The organism is Alteraurantiacibacter aestuarii (genome assembly GCF_009827405.1).
GTDB lineage: Bacteria > Pseudomonadota > Alphaproteobacteria > Sphingomonadales > Sphingomonadaceae > Alteraurantiacibacter > Alteraurantiacibacter aestuarii.
Genome location: NZ_WTYY01000003.1, coordinates 307,281 through 325,225, shown reverse-complemented (window position 1 = coordinate 325,225; position 17,945 = coordinate 307,281). Strand labels below are relative to the sequence as shown.

The 17,945-nt window shown below is 62.9% G+C and carries 18 protein-coding genes; 11 read left to right on the top strand and 7 right to left on the bottom strand.

Annotated features, from left to right (window positions below; translation table 11 throughout):
* Positions 1-10 precede the first annotated feature (10 nt).
* Complete coding sequence (locus GRI32_RS06905) at positions 11-739, bottom strand: alpha/beta fold hydrolase (protein WP_419866766.1); 729 nt, start codon at positions 737-739, stop codon at positions 11-13.
* 159 nt (positions 740-898) lie between these two features.
* Between GRI32_RS06905 and GRI32_RS06900 the strand changes: the two genes are divergently transcribed.
* Complete coding sequence (locus GRI32_RS06900; RefSeq protein WP_160590669.1) at positions 899-1,822, top strand: beta-1,6-N-acetylglucosaminyltransferase; 924 nt, start codon at positions 899-901, stop codon at positions 1,820-1,822.
* Between the two features lie 147 nt (positions 1,823-1,969).
* Positions 1,970-3,988, top strand: a complete 2,019-nt coding sequence (gene thrS / locus GRI32_RS06895; RefSeq protein ID WP_160590668.1) for a threonine--tRNA ligase — start codon at positions 1,970-1,972, stop codon at positions 3,986-3,988.
* Between the two features lie 180 nt (positions 3,989-4,168).
* Here thrS and GRI32_RS10860 read toward each other — a convergent pair whose 3' ends face one another.
* Positions 4,169-4,291 (bottom strand): hypothetical protein, encoded by a 123-nt coding sequence (locus GRI32_RS10860; RefSeq protein ID WP_272916785.1) that lies wholly within the window; start codon positions 4,289-4,291, stop codon positions 4,169-4,171.
* A gap of 34 nt (positions 4,292-4,325) precedes the next feature.
* Entirely contained in the window at positions 4,326-5,306 is a 981-nt protein-coding gene (locus GRI32_RS06890) for an agmatine deiminase family protein (protein ID WP_160590667.1), read from the bottom strand.
* 133 nt (positions 5,307-5,439) lie between these two features.
* On the opposite strand from GRI32_RS06890, the gene glnE reads away from it, so the two are divergent.
* The 4 genes from glnE to GRI32_RS06870 all read left to right on the top strand — a co-directional run bounded on the left by glnE (position 5,440) and on the right by GRI32_RS06870 (position 10,214).
* Positions 5,440-8,097: a bifunctional [glutamate--ammonia ligase]-adenylyl-L-tyrosine phosphorylase/[glutamate--ammonia-ligase] adenylyltransferase gene (gene glnE / locus GRI32_RS06885; RefSeq protein ID WP_160590666.1), complete on the top strand. Its 2,658-nt coding sequence runs from the start codon at positions 5,440-5,442 to the stop codon at positions 8,095-8,097.
* Positions 8,097-8,585: a peroxiredoxin gene (locus tag GRI32_RS06880; protein WP_160590665.1), complete on the top strand. Its 489-nt coding sequence runs from the start codon at positions 8,097-8,099 to the stop codon at positions 8,583-8,585. The genes glnE and GRI32_RS06880 overlap by 1 nt, the downstream gene beginning before the upstream one ends.
* A 5-nt stretch (positions 8,586-8,590) precedes the next feature.
* Positions 8,591-9,379: a ferritin-like domain-containing protein gene (locus GRI32_RS06875; protein WP_160590664.1), complete on the top strand. Its 789-nt coding sequence runs from the start codon at positions 8,591-8,593 to the stop codon at positions 9,377-9,379.
* A gap of 154 nt (positions 9,380-9,533) precedes the next feature.
* Entirely contained in the window at positions 9,534-10,214 is a 681-nt protein-coding gene (locus GRI32_RS06870; RefSeq protein WP_160590663.1) for a M23 family metallopeptidase, read from the top strand.
* Positions 10,215-10,339: 125 nt separating this feature from the next.
* Here GRI32_RS06870 and galU read toward each other — a convergent pair whose 3' ends face one another.
* Entirely contained in the window at positions 10,340-11,215 is an 876-nt protein-coding gene (gene galU, locus GRI32_RS06865) for a UTP--glucose-1-phosphate uridylyltransferase GalU (RefSeq protein ID WP_160590662.1), read from the bottom strand.
* Positions 11,216-11,355: 140 nt separating this feature from the next.
* Between galU and GRI32_RS06860 the strand changes: the two genes are divergently transcribed.
* Complete coding sequence (locus tag GRI32_RS06860; protein ID WP_160590661.1) at positions 11,356-11,598, top strand: hypothetical protein; 243 nt, start codon at positions 11,356-11,358, stop codon at positions 11,596-11,598.
* 119 nt (positions 11,599-11,717) lie between these two features.
* Complete coding sequence (locus GRI32_RS06855; RefSeq protein WP_160591105.1) at positions 11,718-12,173, top strand: DUF305 domain-containing protein; 456 nt, start codon at positions 11,718-11,720, stop codon at positions 12,171-12,173.
* A gap of 4 nt (positions 12,174-12,177) precedes the next feature.
* On the opposite strand, the gene GRI32_RS06850 is transcribed toward GRI32_RS06855, so the two are convergent.
* From GRI32_RS06850 to GRI32_RS06840, 3 genes are all read right to left on the bottom strand, one after another.
* Positions 12,178-12,417: a ribbon-helix-helix domain-containing protein gene (locus tag GRI32_RS06850; RefSeq protein WP_160590660.1), complete on the bottom strand. Its 240-nt coding sequence runs from the start codon at positions 12,415-12,417 to the stop codon at positions 12,178-12,180.
* A gap of 12 nt (positions 12,418-12,429) precedes the next feature.
* Positions 12,430-13,152, bottom strand: a complete 723-nt coding sequence (gene phbB / locus GRI32_RS06845) for an acetoacetyl-CoA reductase (protein WP_160590659.1) — start codon at positions 13,150-13,152, stop codon at positions 12,430-12,432.
* A gap of 139 nt (positions 13,153-13,291) precedes the next feature.
* A complete protein-coding gene (locus GRI32_RS06840; protein ID WP_160590658.1) occupies positions 13,292-14,050 on the bottom strand; it encodes a hypothetical protein in 759 nt (252 codons plus the stop codon).
* A gap of 417 nt (positions 14,051-14,467) precedes the next feature.
* On the opposite strand from GRI32_RS06840, the gene GRI32_RS06835 reads away from it, so the two are divergent.
* Genes GRI32_RS06835 through lptE form a run of 3 tightly spaced genes read left to right on the top strand, consistent with a single transcriptional unit; the run spans position 14,468 to position 17,939 of the window.
* Positions 14,468-14,878, top strand: a complete 411-nt coding sequence (locus GRI32_RS06835) for a DUF3576 domain-containing protein (protein ID WP_160591103.1) — start codon at positions 14,468-14,470, stop codon at positions 14,876-14,878.
* 23 nt (positions 14,879-14,901) lie between these two features.
* Positions 14,902-17,439 carry a leucine--tRNA ligase gene (gene leuS / locus GRI32_RS06830; protein WP_160590657.1) on the top strand — a complete coding sequence of 846 codons (2,538 nt, stop codon included), beginning with the start codon at positions 14,902-14,904 and terminating at the stop codon, positions 17,437-17,439.
* Positions 17,439-17,939: an LPS assembly lipoprotein LptE gene (gene lptE / locus GRI32_RS06825; protein WP_160590656.1), complete on the top strand. Its 501-nt coding sequence runs from the start codon at positions 17,439-17,441 to the stop codon at positions 17,937-17,939. The genes leuS and lptE overlap by 1 nt, the downstream gene beginning before the upstream one ends.
* The last annotated feature ends 6 nt before the right edge of the window (positions 17,940-17,945 follow it).

Sequence of the window (17,945 nt, the reverse complement as noted above, 5' to 3'; positions counted from 1 at the left end):
CATGTCCGGATCAGCGTATCGATGCCGCCGTGCGCAGCAAAAGGGCGATATCCCCCTCACGCGACAAGCGGTGGTCGCCCCCCTTGACCAGCGTCACCTGCACATCGGGTGAACGCAGGGCTGCTGCCAGCCGCAGGGAGATTTCGACCGGCACGTCGCCGTCTTCCTGCCCGTGCAGCAGCCGCACCGGACAATCGAGCGGGATCTCATCCACCAGCTGCAACTGCTCCTGCCCATCGGCCCAGAAGGCGGCGTGGGTCGGGGTCGGGTCCGGGCCATAGGGATTGTCGCGCAGCACTGTGTGTCCCCCGGCCAGCCGCGCCTTTTCGCTATCGTCATAGCCCCAGCTGGTGAAATCCGGCGCTGCGGCGATGCCCACCAGGCCGGCGAGTCTGTCCTGCAACTGGCGGGCCGCCAGCAGCATCAGCCACCCGCCCATGGAAGAACCGACCAGCACCATCCGGTCACAGACGAGGGTCTGTTCTGCCAGACCGACCACTTCCTCGCACCAGCGGGACAAGGTGCCGTCGGCAAAATCGCCGGGGCTTTCCCCGCAACCCGAATAATCCAGCAACAGGCATTCGCGCCCGGCTGCGGTGCACCAGTCGAACAGCGCCGTCGCCTTGCTGCCGGCCATGTCGGACATGTATCCGGGCAGGAAGACCATGGCCGGGCCACTGCCCCGCACATGGCGCAAGGCAATTGTCCGGCCGGCGATATTCGTGTGGGCAAAATCCATATCGGCCATGACCAAATGAGTGAAAGCTTGGGCGCATCAATTCAAGTGAAATGCGCCCGCGCGCCGGGCACGGACATGGCCAGCTAGCGATTGCAGCGCGAATAGGCTGCTGCCATGAGGCACGGGCAATTGAAAAATCTGGATTATCGGGGGACATCCATGAACCGCATCGCATTTCTGCTGCTGACGCATGATGATCCCGCCATGACCGAACGCCTGTGCACCCGTCTGGCCCCGCACCGGGTGTTTGTGCATGTGGATGCCAAGGCCACCGGCTTCCCTGTCGAGCGGATCGAGGCCCTGGATAACGTCACCGTCATCAAGACGCGGGAAACGGTGTTCTGGGCAAGCTTCCCGATGGTGAAAGCCATTCTGGCGTTGATGCGCGCGGCTCTGGCAGACGGGGAGCAGTTCCTGCGCCTGATGCTGATATCGGGCACCTGCTATCCGGTTCGCCCGCTGGATGAACTGGTCCGGCACTTTGAAGAGAACCCCGGCCATCAGGATCTGGCCTTGGTCAAGGTGGCGCCAGGTTCGCATCTGGCAGGGCTTTCAGGCCGCCACTGGGCGCTTTCGCCAATGGTTTCATGGACCGCGCTGAAATCCCGTCCGGCGCTGGCCAGGGCGGACACCGCGCTGCGCAACTGGCGCAACCGCTTCGCCAAGCTGATCGGGCGGGATATCAGCCGGGAAATCGACCGCGCGATGTATTTTGGCAGCACCTGGTGGGCGATGACGCCTGACGCATGCCGGTTCGCGCTGGAGCAATCGGATCAGGAGCCGCGGCTGGCCAAGGCCTTCACTTCGGTCTGGGCTGCCGACGAACAATTCTTCCAGACGATCATGGGCAACTCTGCCTATGCACCGGCATGCGTGCCGGTCACTGACCGGGGGGGAGAGACGCTGTATGAGGCTCCGCTGCACTTCATTTACCCCACAGGCACCCGCGATTTCGGCAATACGGACAGCGATTTCGACATGATCCGCAACAGCGGAAAGTACTTCGCCCGCAAATTGACGAGCGCCCGCAACGCGCCACTGCTGGACAGGATCGACCGCGAGCTGCTCAATCCGGGGAGCTGATGGACGCCATTGCAGAGGCCGCATTCCCGGCATGCTGCGCTCCCGGGCGGGGAGTGCACGGCGCGCGGCCCGCGGGGGCTTGCCCCTTTCGCCGGATCGCACCATGTGCCATTGCGCCTGCAACCAGTTTGAACGGCTATTATCTCAATGACGAAGTACATCACGATTACCCTGCCCGACGGATCGTCGCGGCAAATGGAAGCAGGATCGAGCGCGGCCGACGTGGCAGCGGATATCGGTCCCGGCCTTGCCAAGGCGGCGCTTGCCGCCCGCATCAATGGTGAGCTGCGCGATCTCACCGCGCCTCTGCATGACGATGTGCAGCTGGCGCTGGTCACGTCGCGCGATGAGGCGGATGCGCTGGAACTGGCGCGGCACGATTATGCCCACGTGCTGGCAGAGGCTGTGCAGGCGCTGTGGCCCGGCACGCAGATCACCTTTGGCCCGGCCACCGATGACGGCTTTTACTATGACGTGATGGCGCCCGCCTCCCGCGAACCGTTCGGCATGGATGACCTGCCCGCGATCGAAGAGAAGATGCGCGAGATCATCAAGGCCGACAAGCCGCTGCGCCGTGAAGTGTGGAGCCGTGCCGACCTGATCAGGAAGTGGTCCGACGATGGCGAGCAGTTCAAGGCCGAATGGGCCGCTGAACTGCCCGAAGGCGAGGAGCTGTCGGTCTACTGGTCCGGCGATGCCAATGATCCCACGGCATGGATGGATATGTGCCGCGGGCCGCATCTGCCCTCTACCGGCAAGCTCGACCCGCAAGCCTTCAAGCTGATGCGCACCGCTGGCGCTTACTGGCGCGGCGACCAGAAGAATGCCCAGCTGACGCGCATCTATGGCACCGGCTGGCTCAACAAGAAGCAGCTGAACGAACATCTGATGCGGCTGGAGGAAGCCGCCAAGCGTGACCATCGCAAGCTGGGCCGAGAGATGGACCTGTTCCACCTGCAGGAAGAAGCGCACGGCAGCGTGTTCTGGCACCCGCACGGCTATCGCATCTGGCGCGAGCTGGAGGCCTATATGCGCCGCGCTATCGATGCCGCAGGCTATCTGGAAATCAAGACGCCGCAGGTGATGGATGCCCGCCAGTGGGAGAAATCCGGCCATTGGGGCAAATATCGCGAAAACATGTTCGTGATCCCGGACGAGGTTCCCAACACCGAGGATGAAGGCCCGATTGTCTCCGACGCCGCCGAATGGATGGCGCTCAAGCCGATGAACTGCCCGGCGCATGTGCAGGTCTTCAAGCAGGGCATCACCTCCTATCGCGACCTGCCGCTGCGGCTGTATGAGAACGGCTGCTGCCACCGGAACGAGCCGCATGGCGCGCTGCACGGACTGATGCGCGTGCGCCAGTTCACGCAGGACGATGCGCATATCTTCTGCCGCGAAGACCAGATCGTGGAGGAGGTGCGCAAGTTCTGCGAGCTGGCCGATCGGATCTATGCCGACTTCGGGTTCACCTATTCGATCAAGCTGGCGCTGCGCCCGGATCAGCGATTCGGCTCCGATGAGGACTGGGACAAGGCCGAGGCCGAGCTGCGCCAGGCGGTTGTCGATGCCGGCATGGCCACGGAAGAATTCGGCTGGGAAGAACTGCCCGGCGAAGGCGCGTTCTATGCGCCCAAGCTGGAATGGCACCTGACCGATGCCATCGGCCGCACCTGGCAGGTGGGCACGATCCAGTCCGACCGCGTTCTACCCGAACGTCTCGACGCCACTTATGTGGCAGAGGATGGCTCGCGCCAGCGCCCGGTCATGCTGCACCGGGCGATCTTCGGATCGTATGAGCGGTTCATCGGCATTCTGATCGAGCATTTTGCCGGCAAGCTGCCGGTGTGGATCGCTCCGGTTCAGGCGGTGGTGGCCACCATCGTTTCGGACGCGGACGATTATGCGAAGGACGTGGCGGCCCGGCTGGAAGCGGCGGGCATTCGCGCCGATACCGATCTGCGTAACGAGAAGATCAACTACAAGGTGCGCGAGCATTCCGTGGCCAAGGTCCCCTATATGCTGGTGGTCGGCAAGCGAGAGGCGGAAGAGGGCACGATTGCGCTTCGGACGCTGGGTGAGAAGGAGCAGAAGTTCCTTTCGCTGGAGGAGGCGATTGCCCTGCTGACCAGCGCCGCAACGCCGCCCGACCAGCTGGCGGACTAAGGCACGGGCGATCTTTCACGATCTGCCGCCAGAAGCATCGGCCCTCGCCATTGCTGCAGGGCGGGGCCAGGCGCGTGGTGGTTGTGGGCGGCGACTATGGCAGCACTGTTGATGCTGGGTTGAAGCTGGGCGGAATTTGAGCGGAAGCTGACTGAGCGTTCGCCCGCAGACCGGAGCGGTTTAGAAAGGCAGAGCCTGACCCGCTGCGACCAGCGCGCTGCCGCAAATCACCACAATGGAAAGGCGCGCGGCTTCGATGCTGCGCGCTGCAATCTGGCGGGTGTGGGCAATGGTCTTGCTCATCCCGCCCTTCTGGCCTGCAGATGCTAATGAATCGTTAAACCACCGCCGGAACGTGGCAGCTGCAACAGTGGAAACTGCCGCCGCCGGTCAGCACCGCATCGGCGCGCAGGCCCACAGCGGAGCGGCCGGGGAACAGCGCGCCAATGGCCGCCACCGCCAGATCGTCCTGCGCCGAGCCATAGGTTGGCACCACCACCACATCATTGGCGATGACGAAATTCATGTAGCTGGCAGGCTCCACATCGTCGCCCTGCCCCATCGCGCCGGGAGACGGAATGCGCGCGACCTCCAGCCCGAAGGCGGCGGCCCGTGCGGCGGCATCGTCATAGGTTGCGGCGTTGGGATCGTCGCTGCCAGTGGCCACCGGAATGGCAATCCTGCCCGGCGCCACGAAGCGCGCAAGATTATCGACATGGCCGTCGGTATGATCGCCCAGCAGTCCGTTGCCGAGCCACAGGATGCGATCGAAGCCGAGGTCCCGCTGCAAGCGCATGGCAATCTGCTCGCGCGTCAGCTGTGGGTTGCGATTGGGATTGAGCAGGCATTGCTCGGTCGTCACCACCAGCCCGCTGCCATCGCTGTCAATCGCGCCGCCTTCCAGGATCCAGTCAGCCTTGGCGCTCTCCAGCCCGCCTGCCTGCGCCAGCGAGAGGCCCGTTTCCTGATCGCCCTCCAGCAGATACTTTCCGCCCCAGCCATTGAAGCCGAAGCGCTGCGCAAAGCGCCGGCCATTGCCCAGCAGGGCCACCGGGCCGGTGTCGCGCACCCAGATGTCGCCATAGGGGTGCTGCTCGAAAATCACCGATCCATGCGCCAGCTTTCGCGCGGCGGCCTCGCTGGCGTCGTCTCGCACCACCAGTCGCACCTGCTGCCCGGTTTCGGCAATGGCATTGGCGAAAGCGGCCACCTGTTCCTGTGCGGGGGCAAGGTCGTCCTCCCACAAATCGGCGGCGGCCGGGAAGCCGATCCAGATCCAGTCCTGCTTGGCCCATTCGGCCGGCATCAGCATGGTCATGATTCTCGGCATCCTCCAGACGGTACAATTTGCGCATATCACGCGGAAAGCGTGCGCGCGCTGTGGCAAAGCGCGCGGCAAGCTGCAAGCTTGGGCCTTGCCCTTGGCGCCGATGCAATGCACTTCGCCTGTCATGCAAGGTGACTGGACAAATGCCATAGAGCGTGCGCGCGGCCATTCGCCCTTCCTTTCGCTCGCGCTGCAACGGCGGCCCGATCTGGCCGATCTGCTGGGCCGGGGGGAGGCGGATGCCGCCTTTTCTGCCATTGTCGGCCAGCATCATGACGATGTGGGCGTTGCCCTGCGGCGGGAACGGCTGGGTCTGGCGCTGGTGCTGGGGATCGGCGACCTTGCGGGCCATTATTCGCTGACCAGGGTGATGGGCGAATTGTCCGGCTTTGCCGATCGTGCGCTGGATACCGCCATCACCGCTGCCATCGCCCGGCGCGTGCCCGATGCTTCGCCCCAGGGCTTCTGCGCCATCGCTCTTGGCAAGCAGGGTGCAGGCGAACTGAACTACAGCTCCGACATAGACCCGATTCTGCTGTTCGATCCCGATCTGCTGCCGCGCCGGGAGCGTGACGATCCGGGCGAGGCGGCGCAGCGTTATGCCCGCCATGTGGTGGAGCTGCTGGCCCACCAGACCGGGGAGGGATACGTCTTTCGGGTGGACTTGCGGCTGCGCCCGGCGTCCGAAGTCAGCCCGCTGGCGATCTCCTTCGCCGCAGCGCTCAGCCATTATGAAAGTTCAGCGCTGGCGTGGGAGCGGGCGGCCTATATTCGTGCGCGCGCCGCGGGCGGAGATATTGCCGCGGGTGAGCATTTTCTCGACCAGATCCGCCCGTTCGTGTGGCGGCGCAGCCTCGATTTCACCGCGATTGAGGAAATCCGCCGCCTGACCGCGCGCATCCGCCAGGCCTATGACGGCCCGCGCCAGCCGGGGCCGGGCTTTGATCTCAAGCGCGGGCGCGGCGGGATTCGGGAGATCGAATTCTTCGCCCAGACGCACCAGCTGATCTATGGCGGACGGCAGCCTTCGCTGCGCCTGCGCGGCACCCGTGCGGCGCTGGATGCGCTGGCGGCGGAAGGGCTCATCTCCACCGATGATGCCGCCATGCTGGGCACTGCCTATGACCGGCTGCGCATTGTCGAACACCGGTTGCAGATGGTCGATGACCGGCAGACGCATGAACTGCCCGGCGATGTTGCGGCCATCGACAATGTGGCCCGGCTGGACGGGCTGGCGGACGGTGCGGCGCTGATTGCCGAACTGCGCGAAATCTGCGCGCAGGTGGCTGATCGTTATGGCCAGTTGCTGGGCGAGGATGAGGCCGGGCGGGCGAACGGCAAGGAAAAGCCTGAAGGCGAGATCCCCGCCGACTTCCTGGCGCGGGTCGATGTCTGGCAGGATACCATTCGCGCCCTGCGCGGGGAGGAAGCGCGCCTGGCGCTCACAGCCATCCTGCCCGATCTGTATGAGGCGTTTTCCAACGCGCCCGATCCGCAGCGGGCAATGGTGCGCTGGGAAACCCTTTTGGCACATTTGCCAACTGCAATTAACCTGTTCCGCCTGTTCGAACAAAGGCCGGGCCTGCTTGGACAGGTGCTCGCCGCGCTGACACTGGCTCCGCCGCTGGCAGACGCACTGTCGCGCCGGCCCGAGCTGCTCGATGCGCTGATCGATACCAGCGCGTTTGACCTGCCGCCCCCTGTGGCGGACCTCGCCGCGCGCATGGCCAGCTGCGAGGATGACGATTACGAATCGCGGCTGGACCAGATCCGGCAGGTGGTTGGGGAAGAACGTTTTGCCCTGGGCGTGCAGCTGATCGAAGCGCGCCATGACCCGCTCGACATTGCCGAAGGCCTGTGCCGTGTGGCTGAAGCGGCGCTGCTGACCGGGGCCGGGGCGGCGATTGGCGAATTCGAGGCCAAGCATGGACGCGTGGGATCGAGTGAGCTGGTGGTGCTGGGGCTTGGGCGGCTGGGCGGCGGCGCGCTGACGCATGCCTCGGACCTCGACCTGGTCTATCTGTTCGATGGCGAAATCGGCGACGAGTCCGACGGGCCGCGCCCGCTCACCGCGTCGCTCTATTTCAACCGCCTCGCCACCCGTGTCACCGCAGCGCTCAGCGTGCCCACGGCGGAGGGCGCATTATACGAAATCGATACCCGCCTGCGCCCGCAGGGCAATCAGGGCCCGCTGGCAGTCAGTCTGGAGAGCTTCGCCCTGTATCAGCGGGAAAGCGCGTGGACATGGGAACACATGGCCCTGTGCCGCTCCCGCCCCTTGCTCGGTTCTCCCGCCGCGCGGGCGAAATTGCAGGCAATTATCAGGGACGTGCTCGAAGCTCCGCGTGATGCAGACACGCTGCGCGCAGACGTACTCAAGATGCGCGGCGACATTGCCGCCCACAAGCCGCCGCGCGGGCTGCTGGATGTCAAATTGCAGCGCGGCGGACTGGTTGATTGCGAGTTCCTCGTCCATTTCCTGCAGTTGCGTGAAGGCATGGCGTTTGATCCTGCGCTGGAAGTGGCGATCGGCCAGCTGGCAGGCGCTGGCCACCTGCCCGCGGATTTCGCCGCCCACCATGCCGCTCTTACCCGGCTGCTTGTTTCGGCACGGCTGCTGGCCCCGGATGGCACCGAGCCACCGCCCGCAGCCGGTATTGCACTTGCCCGCGCATGCCGTGAAGAGAGCTTCGCAGACCTGCTGCGCAGCATGACCGTGGCCCGTCAGGCCATCGCGGCGCAATGGGAACGGCATTTCGGTGAGAAACTGGAGATCGAATGATGAGTGAACACCCTGATGTGGGCGACATGATGCCCGATATCGCCATGGCAACCCCCGACGGCGCAAGCGTGAAGCCATCGGATTTTGCGGGCAACCCGCTGGTAATGTTCTTCTATCCCAAGGATGACACGCCCGGCTGCACCACCGAAAACAAGGATTTCAGCGCGCTGAAGGGTGAATTCGATGCCGCTGGCGTGGCGCTGTTGGGGATCAGCAAGGACCCGCCGGCAAGGCACCAGAAATTTGCCGCCAAGCACGATCTGACCGCTCCGCTGGCATCCGATACGCCCGCAGAAGGCCCTGCCGGTATTGCCGATGCACTGGGTATCTGGACCGAAAAGAGCATGTATGGCCGCACCTATATGGGCATGATGCGCACCACTTATCTGGTGGATGCCAGCGGCAAGATCGCCAGGGTGTGGAACAAGGTGAAGGTCAAGGGCCACGCGCAGGAAGTGCTGGATGCCGCCAGGGCGCTGGCTGGCTGAGCAGCATGCCGGACCTCTCGAATGCGATTCGCAGCGCCCTGCTGACCGGCGAATCGCTGGCCAAGGTCAAGGCGACCCGAAGACTGGTGCGCCAATGGCGGCGGGGTGAACTGGCCACTGGTTTTCGCGCGGACATGCCCGATCGGCCCTGCTGGCCAGAGCGGCTGGAACTCCTGCCACCCGGCCAGATGCCCCGGCGCGGCGGCGGCGGATCGGACCGCAACAGGATCGCCCTGTGGCATTCGCTGGCGCATATCGAATTCGTGGCGATCGATCTGGCGCTGGACATCGTCGGCCGGTTCGGCGCCGGGATGGATCAGGCCTTCATCGCGGATTTCCTCTCGGTCGCCGCCGATGAAGCGATGCACTTCGTGCTGATAGAGCGAAAACTGCGCACGCTGGGCGCAAGCTATGGCGATCTGCCGGTGCATGATGGCCTGTGGAGCGCGGCATTCGATACGCGCCACGATGTCGCCGCCCGTCTCGCCATCGTGCCCATGGTGCTGGAGGCGCGCGGGCTTGATGTAACGCCCGCCATGATAGAGCGCGTGCGCAGCCAGGGCGATTCGGGCGGCGCGCGAATCCTCAAACGAATCCTTGACGACGAAATCCGCCACGTCCGCGCGGGATCAACCCATTTTGACGCGGTTTGCGCCTCAAGGGGCTCAGAACCGCAGGAATGCTGGAAAATTTTGGTGAAGCGTCACTTCAAAGGCGGTTTGAAACCGCCATTCAACGACTCGGCGCGTCTTGCAGCCGGTCTGTCGCGGGAAGCCTACACCGCGCTTGCGTGATTAACCTTCACCCGCTTACCAACACAATCAAGAGCGGGCCAAAAGGTTCCGCAGGAAGTTCAAAATCTGCCCGGACGGGGTTCCTGCAAAGGAAAAAGGGGTCCGGAATGAGGCGAACGGCATCGCAAGATGTTCGAAAACCAAAAGGGATCGCATGATCATCAAGTCAGCAATCGGACTCGTCGCAAGTCTGTTCATCGGGGCAACACCTGCCCTGGCAAAGGACGCAGCGATTTCCACGCAGGTCGCCAGCTCCATCGAAACAGCCAGCGACGGCATTACTGACAATGGCGACAACGAATTCCGTGAACTCTTCTCCAGCTGGGAAGCTCTTGACGATGGCGGCCGCGTCAATGCCGCCGGCCTGATCACTCCTGCTCCGCACAGCAGCGTTTCTGTCCCTTCTCGCATGCCGGTTGACGGTGTGCGGCTGACCAGCGGCTACGGAATGCGCAATCACCCGATCCTGAGCCAGCGCCGCCAGCATAATGGCGTGGACCTGGCCGCACCCAGCGGTACGCCGGTCTTTGCGACGGCTGATGGCCTTGTGGGCCGCGCCGAATATTACGGTTCCTATGGCAATTACGTGCAGATCGAGCACGGCGGCGATCTTGAAACCCGTTATGCCCATCTGTCATCCTACACCGTCAGCGCTGGTGACGAGGTCAACAAGGGCGACCTGATCGGCTATATCGGCAGCACTGGCCGTTCGACCGGCCCGCACCTGCATTATGAAGTGCGGGTTGAAGGTGAAGCGGTGAATCCCATTCCCTACATGGTCGCTCAATACGCAGAGCTGGACCAGGGCGAAGGCGGACGGGGCGGCCCCGAATAACGCAAGATACAATTTGCGCATGAAAAAGCCGGCAGGTCACCCTGCCGGCTTTTTCGTATCTGGTGCGTATGTGGTTCGCAACTGGCCGGATTTTCACATCCGAAGTGCGGACGATGACCCCCGGATCAGCGTTTCAGCAGACGCTCGGCAATGCGGCGGACTTCCTCGCCCATGTCTTCGCGTTCCAGCGCCAGAGCCAGCGTCGCTTCCACAAAGCCGGCCTTGCTGCCGCAATCGAACCGCCTGCCGTTGAAGGTCACCGCGTGGAACGGCTGGTGGCCGATCATCCGCGCCATGGCGTCTGTCAGCTGGATTTCCCCGCCGGCGCCCTTGCCCTGATTTTCCAGCGTCCGCATGACATCGGGTTGCAGGATGTAGCGCCCTGAGATGATCTTGTTCGATGGTGCCTGATCGACGGGCGGCTTCTCCACCAGGCCCAGCACTTCCGTCAGCGCGCCTGACACGGCGCCCGGATCGATCACGCCATAGCTGGAGACTTCCTCGCGCGGGACTTCGAGCACAGATATCAGATTGCCGCCAACTTCGTTATAGGCATCCACCATCTGCTTCATGCAGCCAGGCGTGCCTACCATCAGTTCATCGGGCAGCATGATGGCGAAGGGTTCATCGCCCACGATCGCCCGCGCGCACCAGATGGCATGGCCCAGCCCAAGCGGCACTTGCTGGCGAACGGTGATGATGTCGCCGGGTGTGGCGCGGGTGGCTTCCAGCACGTCGAGCGACTTGCCGCGTTCGCTCATCGTGCTTTCAAGTTCATATGCGACGTCGAAATGCTCGACGATGGCGGTCTTGCCGCGCCCGGTGACGAAGATCATCTGCTCGATCCCCGCCTCGCGCGCCTCGTCCACGGCATATTGAATCAGCGGCCTGTCAACGATGGGCAGCAGCTCTTTCGGGATCGCCTTGGTCGCCGGCAGGAAGCGGGTGCCAAGCCCAGCAACGGGGAACACGGCTTTGCGGATCGGTTTCTTTTCGCTCATGCACAATCCAATAGTTAGGCGGCAACCATGCGGTCAACCGCAATTGTCACCCGTTTCAGACAGATAGGCGCTTCAACAAATGAGGAACTTTGAACCTTCCCGGCTTTCGTTCGTTGTGACACCAGAAAGGAAGGATAGATATGTCTCTACTAAGAACTGTTACGCTCGGCGTGCTGGGCTTTCTGGGCTACAAATATTACCATATGCAGACCGGCAAGCAGAATGAAGCATTTGCCGAAGGTCAGGCAGGTGGTGAGAATACCACGCAGGTGCGCGATGCCGGCCCGGAGGCCATGGCAGACCCACCGGTGCGCGAATGGACCAAGGTGGATGAGCAGGGCGACGAAAGCTTCCCCGCCAGCGATCCGCCGGCGAATTACTGATCGTCTGATTGCTGCAGGCAGGCCGTACTCGCCTGCTTCACCGTGAGATCGGATTCGAAAAGGAGTTGGCCGTGGAAAATTCCGCACAAAATCCATCACGATATGGCAAATTCTTCGCCATGATCGCCACGTCCGGTGTGCTGATGTACGCGCTGATGTACCTGAACACCTATGCGCTGGATCACGTCTTCTTCAGCCAGACCCGGCTGTGGATGACGATGATCATGGTCGCCGCAATGGCGGTGGTCATGCTCACCTTCATGCGCGGCATGTATCGGCACAAGCCGACCAATCTGGCCATTTATGCCGGGTCATTGCTGCTGTTTGGCATGTCGGTCGGGCTAGTGCGCAGCCAGAGCACCGTAGGCGACATTTCCTATATGAAGGCGATGATTCCGCACCATTCCATCGCCATCCTTACCAGCCGCCGGGCGCATATCAGCGATCCGCGCGTGCGCGACCTCGCCAACAATATCATCGAGGCGCAGGTGCGGGAAATTGACGAGATGAAAGCTCTGATCGCCGATATCGAGGCAAATGGCGACGCGCCGGGACAGCTCGCCCCCGTAAGCTAGGTCATCAATCCGGACTACGCCCGCTGCTGGCCAGCCACAGCCTGATGGCACTGGCGAGGCCGGGCGGGTTTTCCGCCACGATCCGCTCCGCATCGATCCGCGCGACCAGCGCGTTTACCGGCAGGCCTTCAGCCTCGGCAGCCTCGCGCAGCAGGTTCCAGAAAAATGGCTCAAGGCTGATCGAGGTCTTGTGACCGGCGATCTCTACCGAGTGCTTGACCGGCGGATGATAGATGTCTTCCACCGGTCAGGCCGATCAGTACATGTGCTGGCCGCCGTTGATCGACAGCGTCGATCCGGTGACGAATCCGGCGTCTTCAGAGGCCAGGAAGCTCACCCCGCGGGCGATTTCCTCGGCATGGCCAAGACGGCCGACCGGGATCTTGGCGACGATCTTTTCCAGCACGTTCTCAGGAACTGCGGCCACCATCTCCGTGTCGATATAGCCGGGTGCGATGGCATTGACGGTGATCCCGGCGCGCGCGCCTTCCTGTGCCAGCGCCTTGGTAAAGCCGTGGATGCCGCTCTTTGCAGCAGCGTAGTTGACCTGGCCATATTGCCCGGCCTGTCCGTTGATGGAACCGATGTTGACGATCCGGCCCCACTTCTGGTCGCGCATGTGCGGGAAGCAGGCCTTGGCCATGTTGAAACAGCCACCCAGATTGACGCGCAGGACTTCGGTCCAGTCGTCATAGCTCATCTTCATCAGCGTGCCGTCGCGGGTGATGCCGGCATTGTTGACCAGCACGTCAATCGGGCCAACTTCCTCGGCAATGCGTGCGCAGGCGGCCTGGGTTGCGTCATAATCACCGACATTGAACTTGTAGGCCGGAATGCCCGTTTCATCGGTGAAGGCGCGCGCCTTTTCCTCATTACCGGCGTAATTGGCGACCACGGTGAAACCATCGCGCTTGAGCGTTTCAGATATGGCCCGGCCAATTCCTCTTGTCCCACCGGTAACAACTGCGACACGTGCCATTATCATTTCCCTTTCAAAGTCAGATGATCGAGTGATTGCATCGTTCTTAGGCGGCGCATGGTCGCCTGGTAAAGAAAAACCCCGCCGAAGCGGGGCTTTGCCAGTCCAGAACAGCCGCGCCGTTCCGGAACAGGTGCGATCAGAAGCGGAACTGCGTTCCGATATAGACTGCCTGGCTATCCTGCTGATCAATGCTGGGAAGCGATGACAGGCGGTCACGCTCCTGCTGGTAACGCACGCCAGCGGTAACATCGATGTTGCGGGTCAGGCGGTAGCTGCCTGCCACATCGAGCGACTGGTCCGTCAGCGCATCAAATGTCTGCGGTGCGGGGCGCGATGCGCGCTGTTCTTCGGCCAGGGCGATGCGTGCGGCAAACCGGCTAGGCGTTTCGCGAACACCGGGTGACGGTTCAAACTGCGAAAGATCCGGGATGGCGGCATCGGTCAGCGCGGGCGCAAGGACCGGAGCCTGCGCGAAGCTGTGATAGCCGCGGGCAAGGCCCAGATTGTAACGCGTCTGGGCAACACGCGGGGTGGCTTCTGCCACCGCCTGTTCACGCACGGAAGCGATTGCCGAGCGGACGGAAATCGCCTTCGCCGATTCTTCATCGACGCGTACTGCCACGGTGATGGCGCGATCGCTGTTGCCGGTCACGCCTGCGGGGGTGAAGCGCTTCATGCGGGCCTTGCCGCCGCTGCGCGATTCGATCATTTCGATCAGGCGCGGGTCGGAAATGGCGGGCGTGAAGGACGCAAAACTCTTCATCGATACGTCATCAGACCCATCGTTGAGCAGGTTCACGGCGAAGACGGCACTGGGAATGGCAAGCGCAAGGGCTGCCCCGGCAATGCCGGCAGCCAGTCGGCTCCTGAAGCCAGATGAAGCAATCTTGCTCACGCGATCAGCCTCTTTTCCCCAATAGACCCTGTCCATAGACACGCAGGAAACTGAATGGTTCCTTAGCGCATGCCCGCCGAGTCTCTTCTCCGATTCGGATATGTAATCCTGCCGCCGGGCTTTGACCAGCGCATCGCACGAAAGCCATGCTGTTTTTTCAGAGTGTTGCAGCCGGTCCACAGACTCGCGCCGGACCCGCGTTCACATTAAGCAGGGGTTCACTGTCGAAGTCCGTTATACGCCACTGCAATCGTGGGTGAGATTTCGCTTCGCCTTGCCGCAGGCGGCTGGCTGTTTATAGAGGCGCTTTATCCGTGCTGCGTCTTGCAGGCTTTGAGTACAGGACCAAGAATGGCTTTTTCCAATATCCGCATGGCTTCATCCGGCAATCCGCTGTTGTCTCGCGCCCTGCGCGCAATGGTGCTTGGCGGGCTTGCGCTCGGCGTAGCCGGCTGCGGCGGGGGCGATGAACGTCCGCGCGCCGACCTTGCCGCATCGCAGGTGACGCAGATCGGCGTGAATTCCTATCTGTGGCGCGCCAGTCTGGAGACCTTGTCGTTCATGCCGCTGACGCAGGCGGATAGTGCTGGCGGCGTTATCGTCACCGACTGGTATGCCAATCCCGATAGTCCGGAAGAGCGGGTGAAGGTTTCTGTCTCCATCCTCGATCAGGATCTGCGCGCCGATGCCTTGCGCGTCGCCGCCAGCCGCCAGGTGCTGCAGAACGGTGTCTGGGTGGAAGCCACGGTTCAGGCAGCCACGGTGCAGCGGCTGGAGGACATCATCCTCACCAAGGCGCGCGACTTGCGCCGTTCCGCTATCGGCTGATCCGCAACCCGCAGGATTTTTACATGACTACAACGCGTTTCGATGTCCGGTTTGATGCCGGGCAGGCTGACTCTCGCTGGCAAAAGGCGTGGGACGAGGCGCGCTGTTTCGAAGCTGACAGCAACTCCGCCAGGCCCAAGAGCTATGTGCTGGAGATGTTTCCCTATCCCAGCGGCCGCATCCACATCGGCCATGTGCGCAATTACACCATGGGTGACGTGCTGGCGCGCTACAAGGCGATGCGCGGGTTCGAAGTGCTGCACCCGATGGGCTGGGACGCATTCGGCATGCCGGCGGAAAACGCCGCGATGGAAAAGGGCGTTCACCCGGCCGGCTGGACCTATGACAATATCGCCGCGATGAAGGCCCAGCTCAAGCAGCTGGGCTTTGCGCTGGACTGGAGCCGCGAGCTGGCGACATGCGATCCCGAATATTACGGGCATGAGCAATCGCTGTTCATCGATCTGTACGAGGCGGGGCTGGTCTATCGCCGTGAAAGCGCGGTCAACTGGGACCCGGTCGACATGACCGTGCTGGCCAACGAACAGGTGATCGACGGGCGCGGCTGGCGTTCGGGTGCGGAAGTTGAGAAGCGCAAGCTGAACCAGTGGTTCCTCAAGATCACCCAGTTCGCTGACGAACTGCTCGACGGTCTGGGCACGCTGAAGAACTGGCCCGACAAGGTCCGGCTGATGCAGGAAAACTGGATCGGCAAGAGCAAGGGCCTGCGCTGCACCTTCCATTTCGTTGACAGCACGCAAGGGATCGAGGTGTTCACCACCCGGCCTGATACGATGTTCGGCGCCAGTTTCGTGGCCATTGCTGCCGATCATCCCTTCGCGCAGGAACAGGCCAGGCACGTTCCCCGGCTGGCGGAATTCATTGCCGAGTGCAAGCGCGGCGGCACCACTGCGGCGGAACTGGAAACGGCTGAAAAAATGGGCTTTTTCACCGGTTATTCGGTGGAGCACCCGCTGTCGAAGAACTGGCACCTGCCCGTCTATGTCGCCAATTTCGTGCTGATGGACTATGGCACCGGGGCCGTATTCGGCTGTCCGGCACACGATCAGCGCGATCTCGATTTCGCGCGCAAGTACGAATTGCCGGTTACCCGCGTGGTGGCCGATGGCGACCAGACCGAAGCCGAATTCCGCGGCGATGAGGCCTATACCGGTCCGGGCCGAATCGTGAATTCGGAATGGCTCAGCGGCATGAGCGTGGACGAGGCCAAGGCTGCGGTGATCGCCAAGGCCCAGCACGATGGCTGGGGGCAGGGTGAGACGCAGTACCGCCTGCGCGACTGGGGCGTTTCCCGCCAGCGTTACTGGGGCACGCCTATTCCCTTCATCCATTGCGATGCCTGCGGCGTGGTGCCCGTGCCCAAGGACCAGCTGCCGGTGAAACTGCCCGAGGATGTCGACTTTTCCGTCCCCGGCAATCCGTTGCAGCGCCATGCCACATGGAAGCACGTGGAGTGCCCCATATGTGGCGGCAAGGCAGAGCGGGAGACCGATACGCTCGACACGTTCGTCAATTCCAGCTGGTATTTCCTGCGCTTCGCCAGCCAGCCGGCGGACAAGCCCTTCGATGCGGCCGAAGTCGCCAAGTGGATGCCGGTTGAGCAATATATCGGCGGGATCGAACATGCGATCCTGCACCTGCTCTATGCCCGCTTCTGGACCCGCGCGCTGGCGCATGTCGGCCTGATCGACGTGACCGAGCCGTTCGCTTCGCTGTTCACGCAGGGCATGGTCACGCATGAGACTTATTCCCGCAGGGACGGGCCGCGAGAACTCTATTTCAGCCCCGCCGAAGTTGACCGCAGCAGCGATGGCGCGATCCTCAAGGCCGATGGCCAGCCGGTGGAAATCGGCAAGGTCATCAAGATGTCCAAGTCGAAGAAGAACGTCGTCGATCCGGAGGATATCATCGCCCAGTACGGTGCCGATGCCGTGCGCTGGTTCATGCTGTCCGACAGCCCGCCAGAGCGCGACCTGCCGTGGTCCGAAAGCGGGATCGAAGGCTGTGGCCGCTTCGTCCAGCGCCTGTGGCGGCTGTTCGGCCAGTATCAGGATGGCGCGACGGGTGAGGACAGGAAGCTGGCGCAAAAGACGCACCAGACCATTGCCGCCGTGGCGCAGGATATTGAAGCCCTGGCCTTCAACAAGGCCGTGGCGCGCATTTATGAGCTGACTTCCGCTGCCGAAAAGGCTGCAGACTCGGCATCGCGGAATGAGGCGATTCGCACGATCCTGCTGCTGGTGTCCCCGATGATGCCGCATCTTGCCGAAGAGGGCTGGGAAGCGCTGGGAGGCAACGGTCTGGCTGCCGAGGCAGACTGGCCGCAGGTGGACGAGGCTCTGCTGGTGGAGGACGAGGTTACCATCGCCATCCAGCACATGGGCAAGCTGCGCGATACGATCACCGCCGCCAAGGGCCTGCCCAGGGAAGAGCTGGAGGCGCTTGCACTGGCGAGCGAGAAGGTCCAGCGTTCGATCGATGGAGCGCAAGTGCGAAAGGTGATCGTGGTGCCCGACAGGCTGGTGAATATCGTCACGTGATGCATGCGCTGCGCCTTGCCCTGGCTGTGGCCCTGCTTCCGGCGCTGTCTGCGTGCGGCCTGCGCCCGATCTATGCCGGCGGCGCACAGGGCGCGGTTGCGCAGGGACTGGCTGCGGTCGAGGTGTCTCCGGTTGCGGGCCGCGAAGGCTGGCTGGTGCGCAATGCGCTGATTGACCGGCTGGGCCAGGGCGGAGCCAATACCGCGCCGCGCTATCGTCTTGATATATTGCTGGATGACCAGCTTGAAGGGCTGGGGCTGCTGACTGATGATACCATCGGGCGGGAGCGGCGCACCCTGCGTGCCCGCTATCAGCTGGTCGATCTTGCCAGCGGCGTGGTGATGGTGGACGCCACAGCGGGCTCGGACGCAGGCATCGATGTCGTCTCGTCCGAATATGCCACCATTGCGGCGGAAGAGCGCGCGCTCGAAAATCTCGCCCAGCAGGTAGCGGACAGGATCGTGACGCGCCTGACGCTGGCGCTCAGCGCGCAATCGTAAGGTTGA

Bases quoted from the DNA above. Each gene is read 5' to 3' on its own strand.
- lptE (WP_160590656.1), top strand. From the start codon at position 17,439: ATGCATGCGCTGCGCCTTGCCCTGGCTGTGGCCCTGCTTCCGGCGCTG.
- GRI32_RS06870 (WP_160590663.1), top strand. From the start codon at position 9,534: ATGATCATCAAGTCAGCAATCGGACTCGTCGCAAGTCTGTTCATCGGG.
- galU (WP_160590662.1), bottom strand. From the start codon at position 11,215: ATGAGCGAAAAGAAACCGATCCGCAAAGCCGTGTTCCCCGTTGCTGGG.
- thrS (WP_160590668.1), top strand. From the start codon at position 1,970: ATGACGAAGTACATCACGATTACCCTGCCCGACGGATCGTCGCGGCAA.
- glnE (WP_160590666.1), top strand. From the start codon at position 5,440: ATGCAAGGTGACTGGACAAATGCCATAGAGCGTGCGCGCGGCCATTCG.
- GRI32_RS06880 (WP_160590665.1), top strand. From the start codon at position 8,097: ATGAGTGAACACCCTGATGTGGGCGACATGATGCCCGATATCGCCATG.
- phbB (WP_160590659.1), bottom strand. From the start codon at position 13,152: ATGGCACGTGTCGCAGTTGTTACCGGTGGGACAAGAGGAATTGGCCGG.
- leuS (WP_160590657.1), top strand. From the start codon at position 14,902: ATGACTACAACGCGTTTCGATGTCCGGTTTGATGCCGGGCAGGCTGAC.
- GRI32_RS06835 (WP_160591103.1), top strand. From the start codon at position 14,468: ATGGTGCTTGGCGGGCTTGCGCTCGGCGTAGCCGGCTGCGGCGGGGGC.
- GRI32_RS06905 (WP_419866766.1), bottom strand. From the start codon at position 739: ATGGATTTTGCCCACACGAATATCGCCGGCCGGACAATTGCCTTGCGC.
- GRI32_RS06860 (WP_160590661.1), top strand. From the start codon at position 11,356: ATGTCTCTACTAAGAACTGTTACGCTCGGCGTGCTGGGCTTTCTGGGC.
- GRI32_RS06900 (WP_160590669.1), top strand. From the start codon at position 899: ATGAACCGCATCGCATTTCTGCTGCTGACGCATGATGATCCCGCCATG.
- GRI32_RS10860 (WP_272916785.1), bottom strand. From the start codon at position 4,291: ATGAGCAAGACCATTGCCCACACCCGCCAGATTGCAGCGCGCAGCATC.
- GRI32_RS06855 (WP_160591105.1), top strand. From the start codon at position 11,718: ATGATCGCCACGTCCGGTGTGCTGATGTACGCGCTGATGTACCTGAAC.
- GRI32_RS06890 (WP_160590667.1), bottom strand. From the start codon at position 5,306: ATGACCATGCTGATGCCGGCCGAATGGGCCAAGCAGGACTGGATCTGG.
- GRI32_RS06875 (WP_160590664.1), top strand. From the start codon at position 8,591: ATGCCGGACCTCTCGAATGCGATTCGCAGCGCCCTGCTGACCGGCGAA.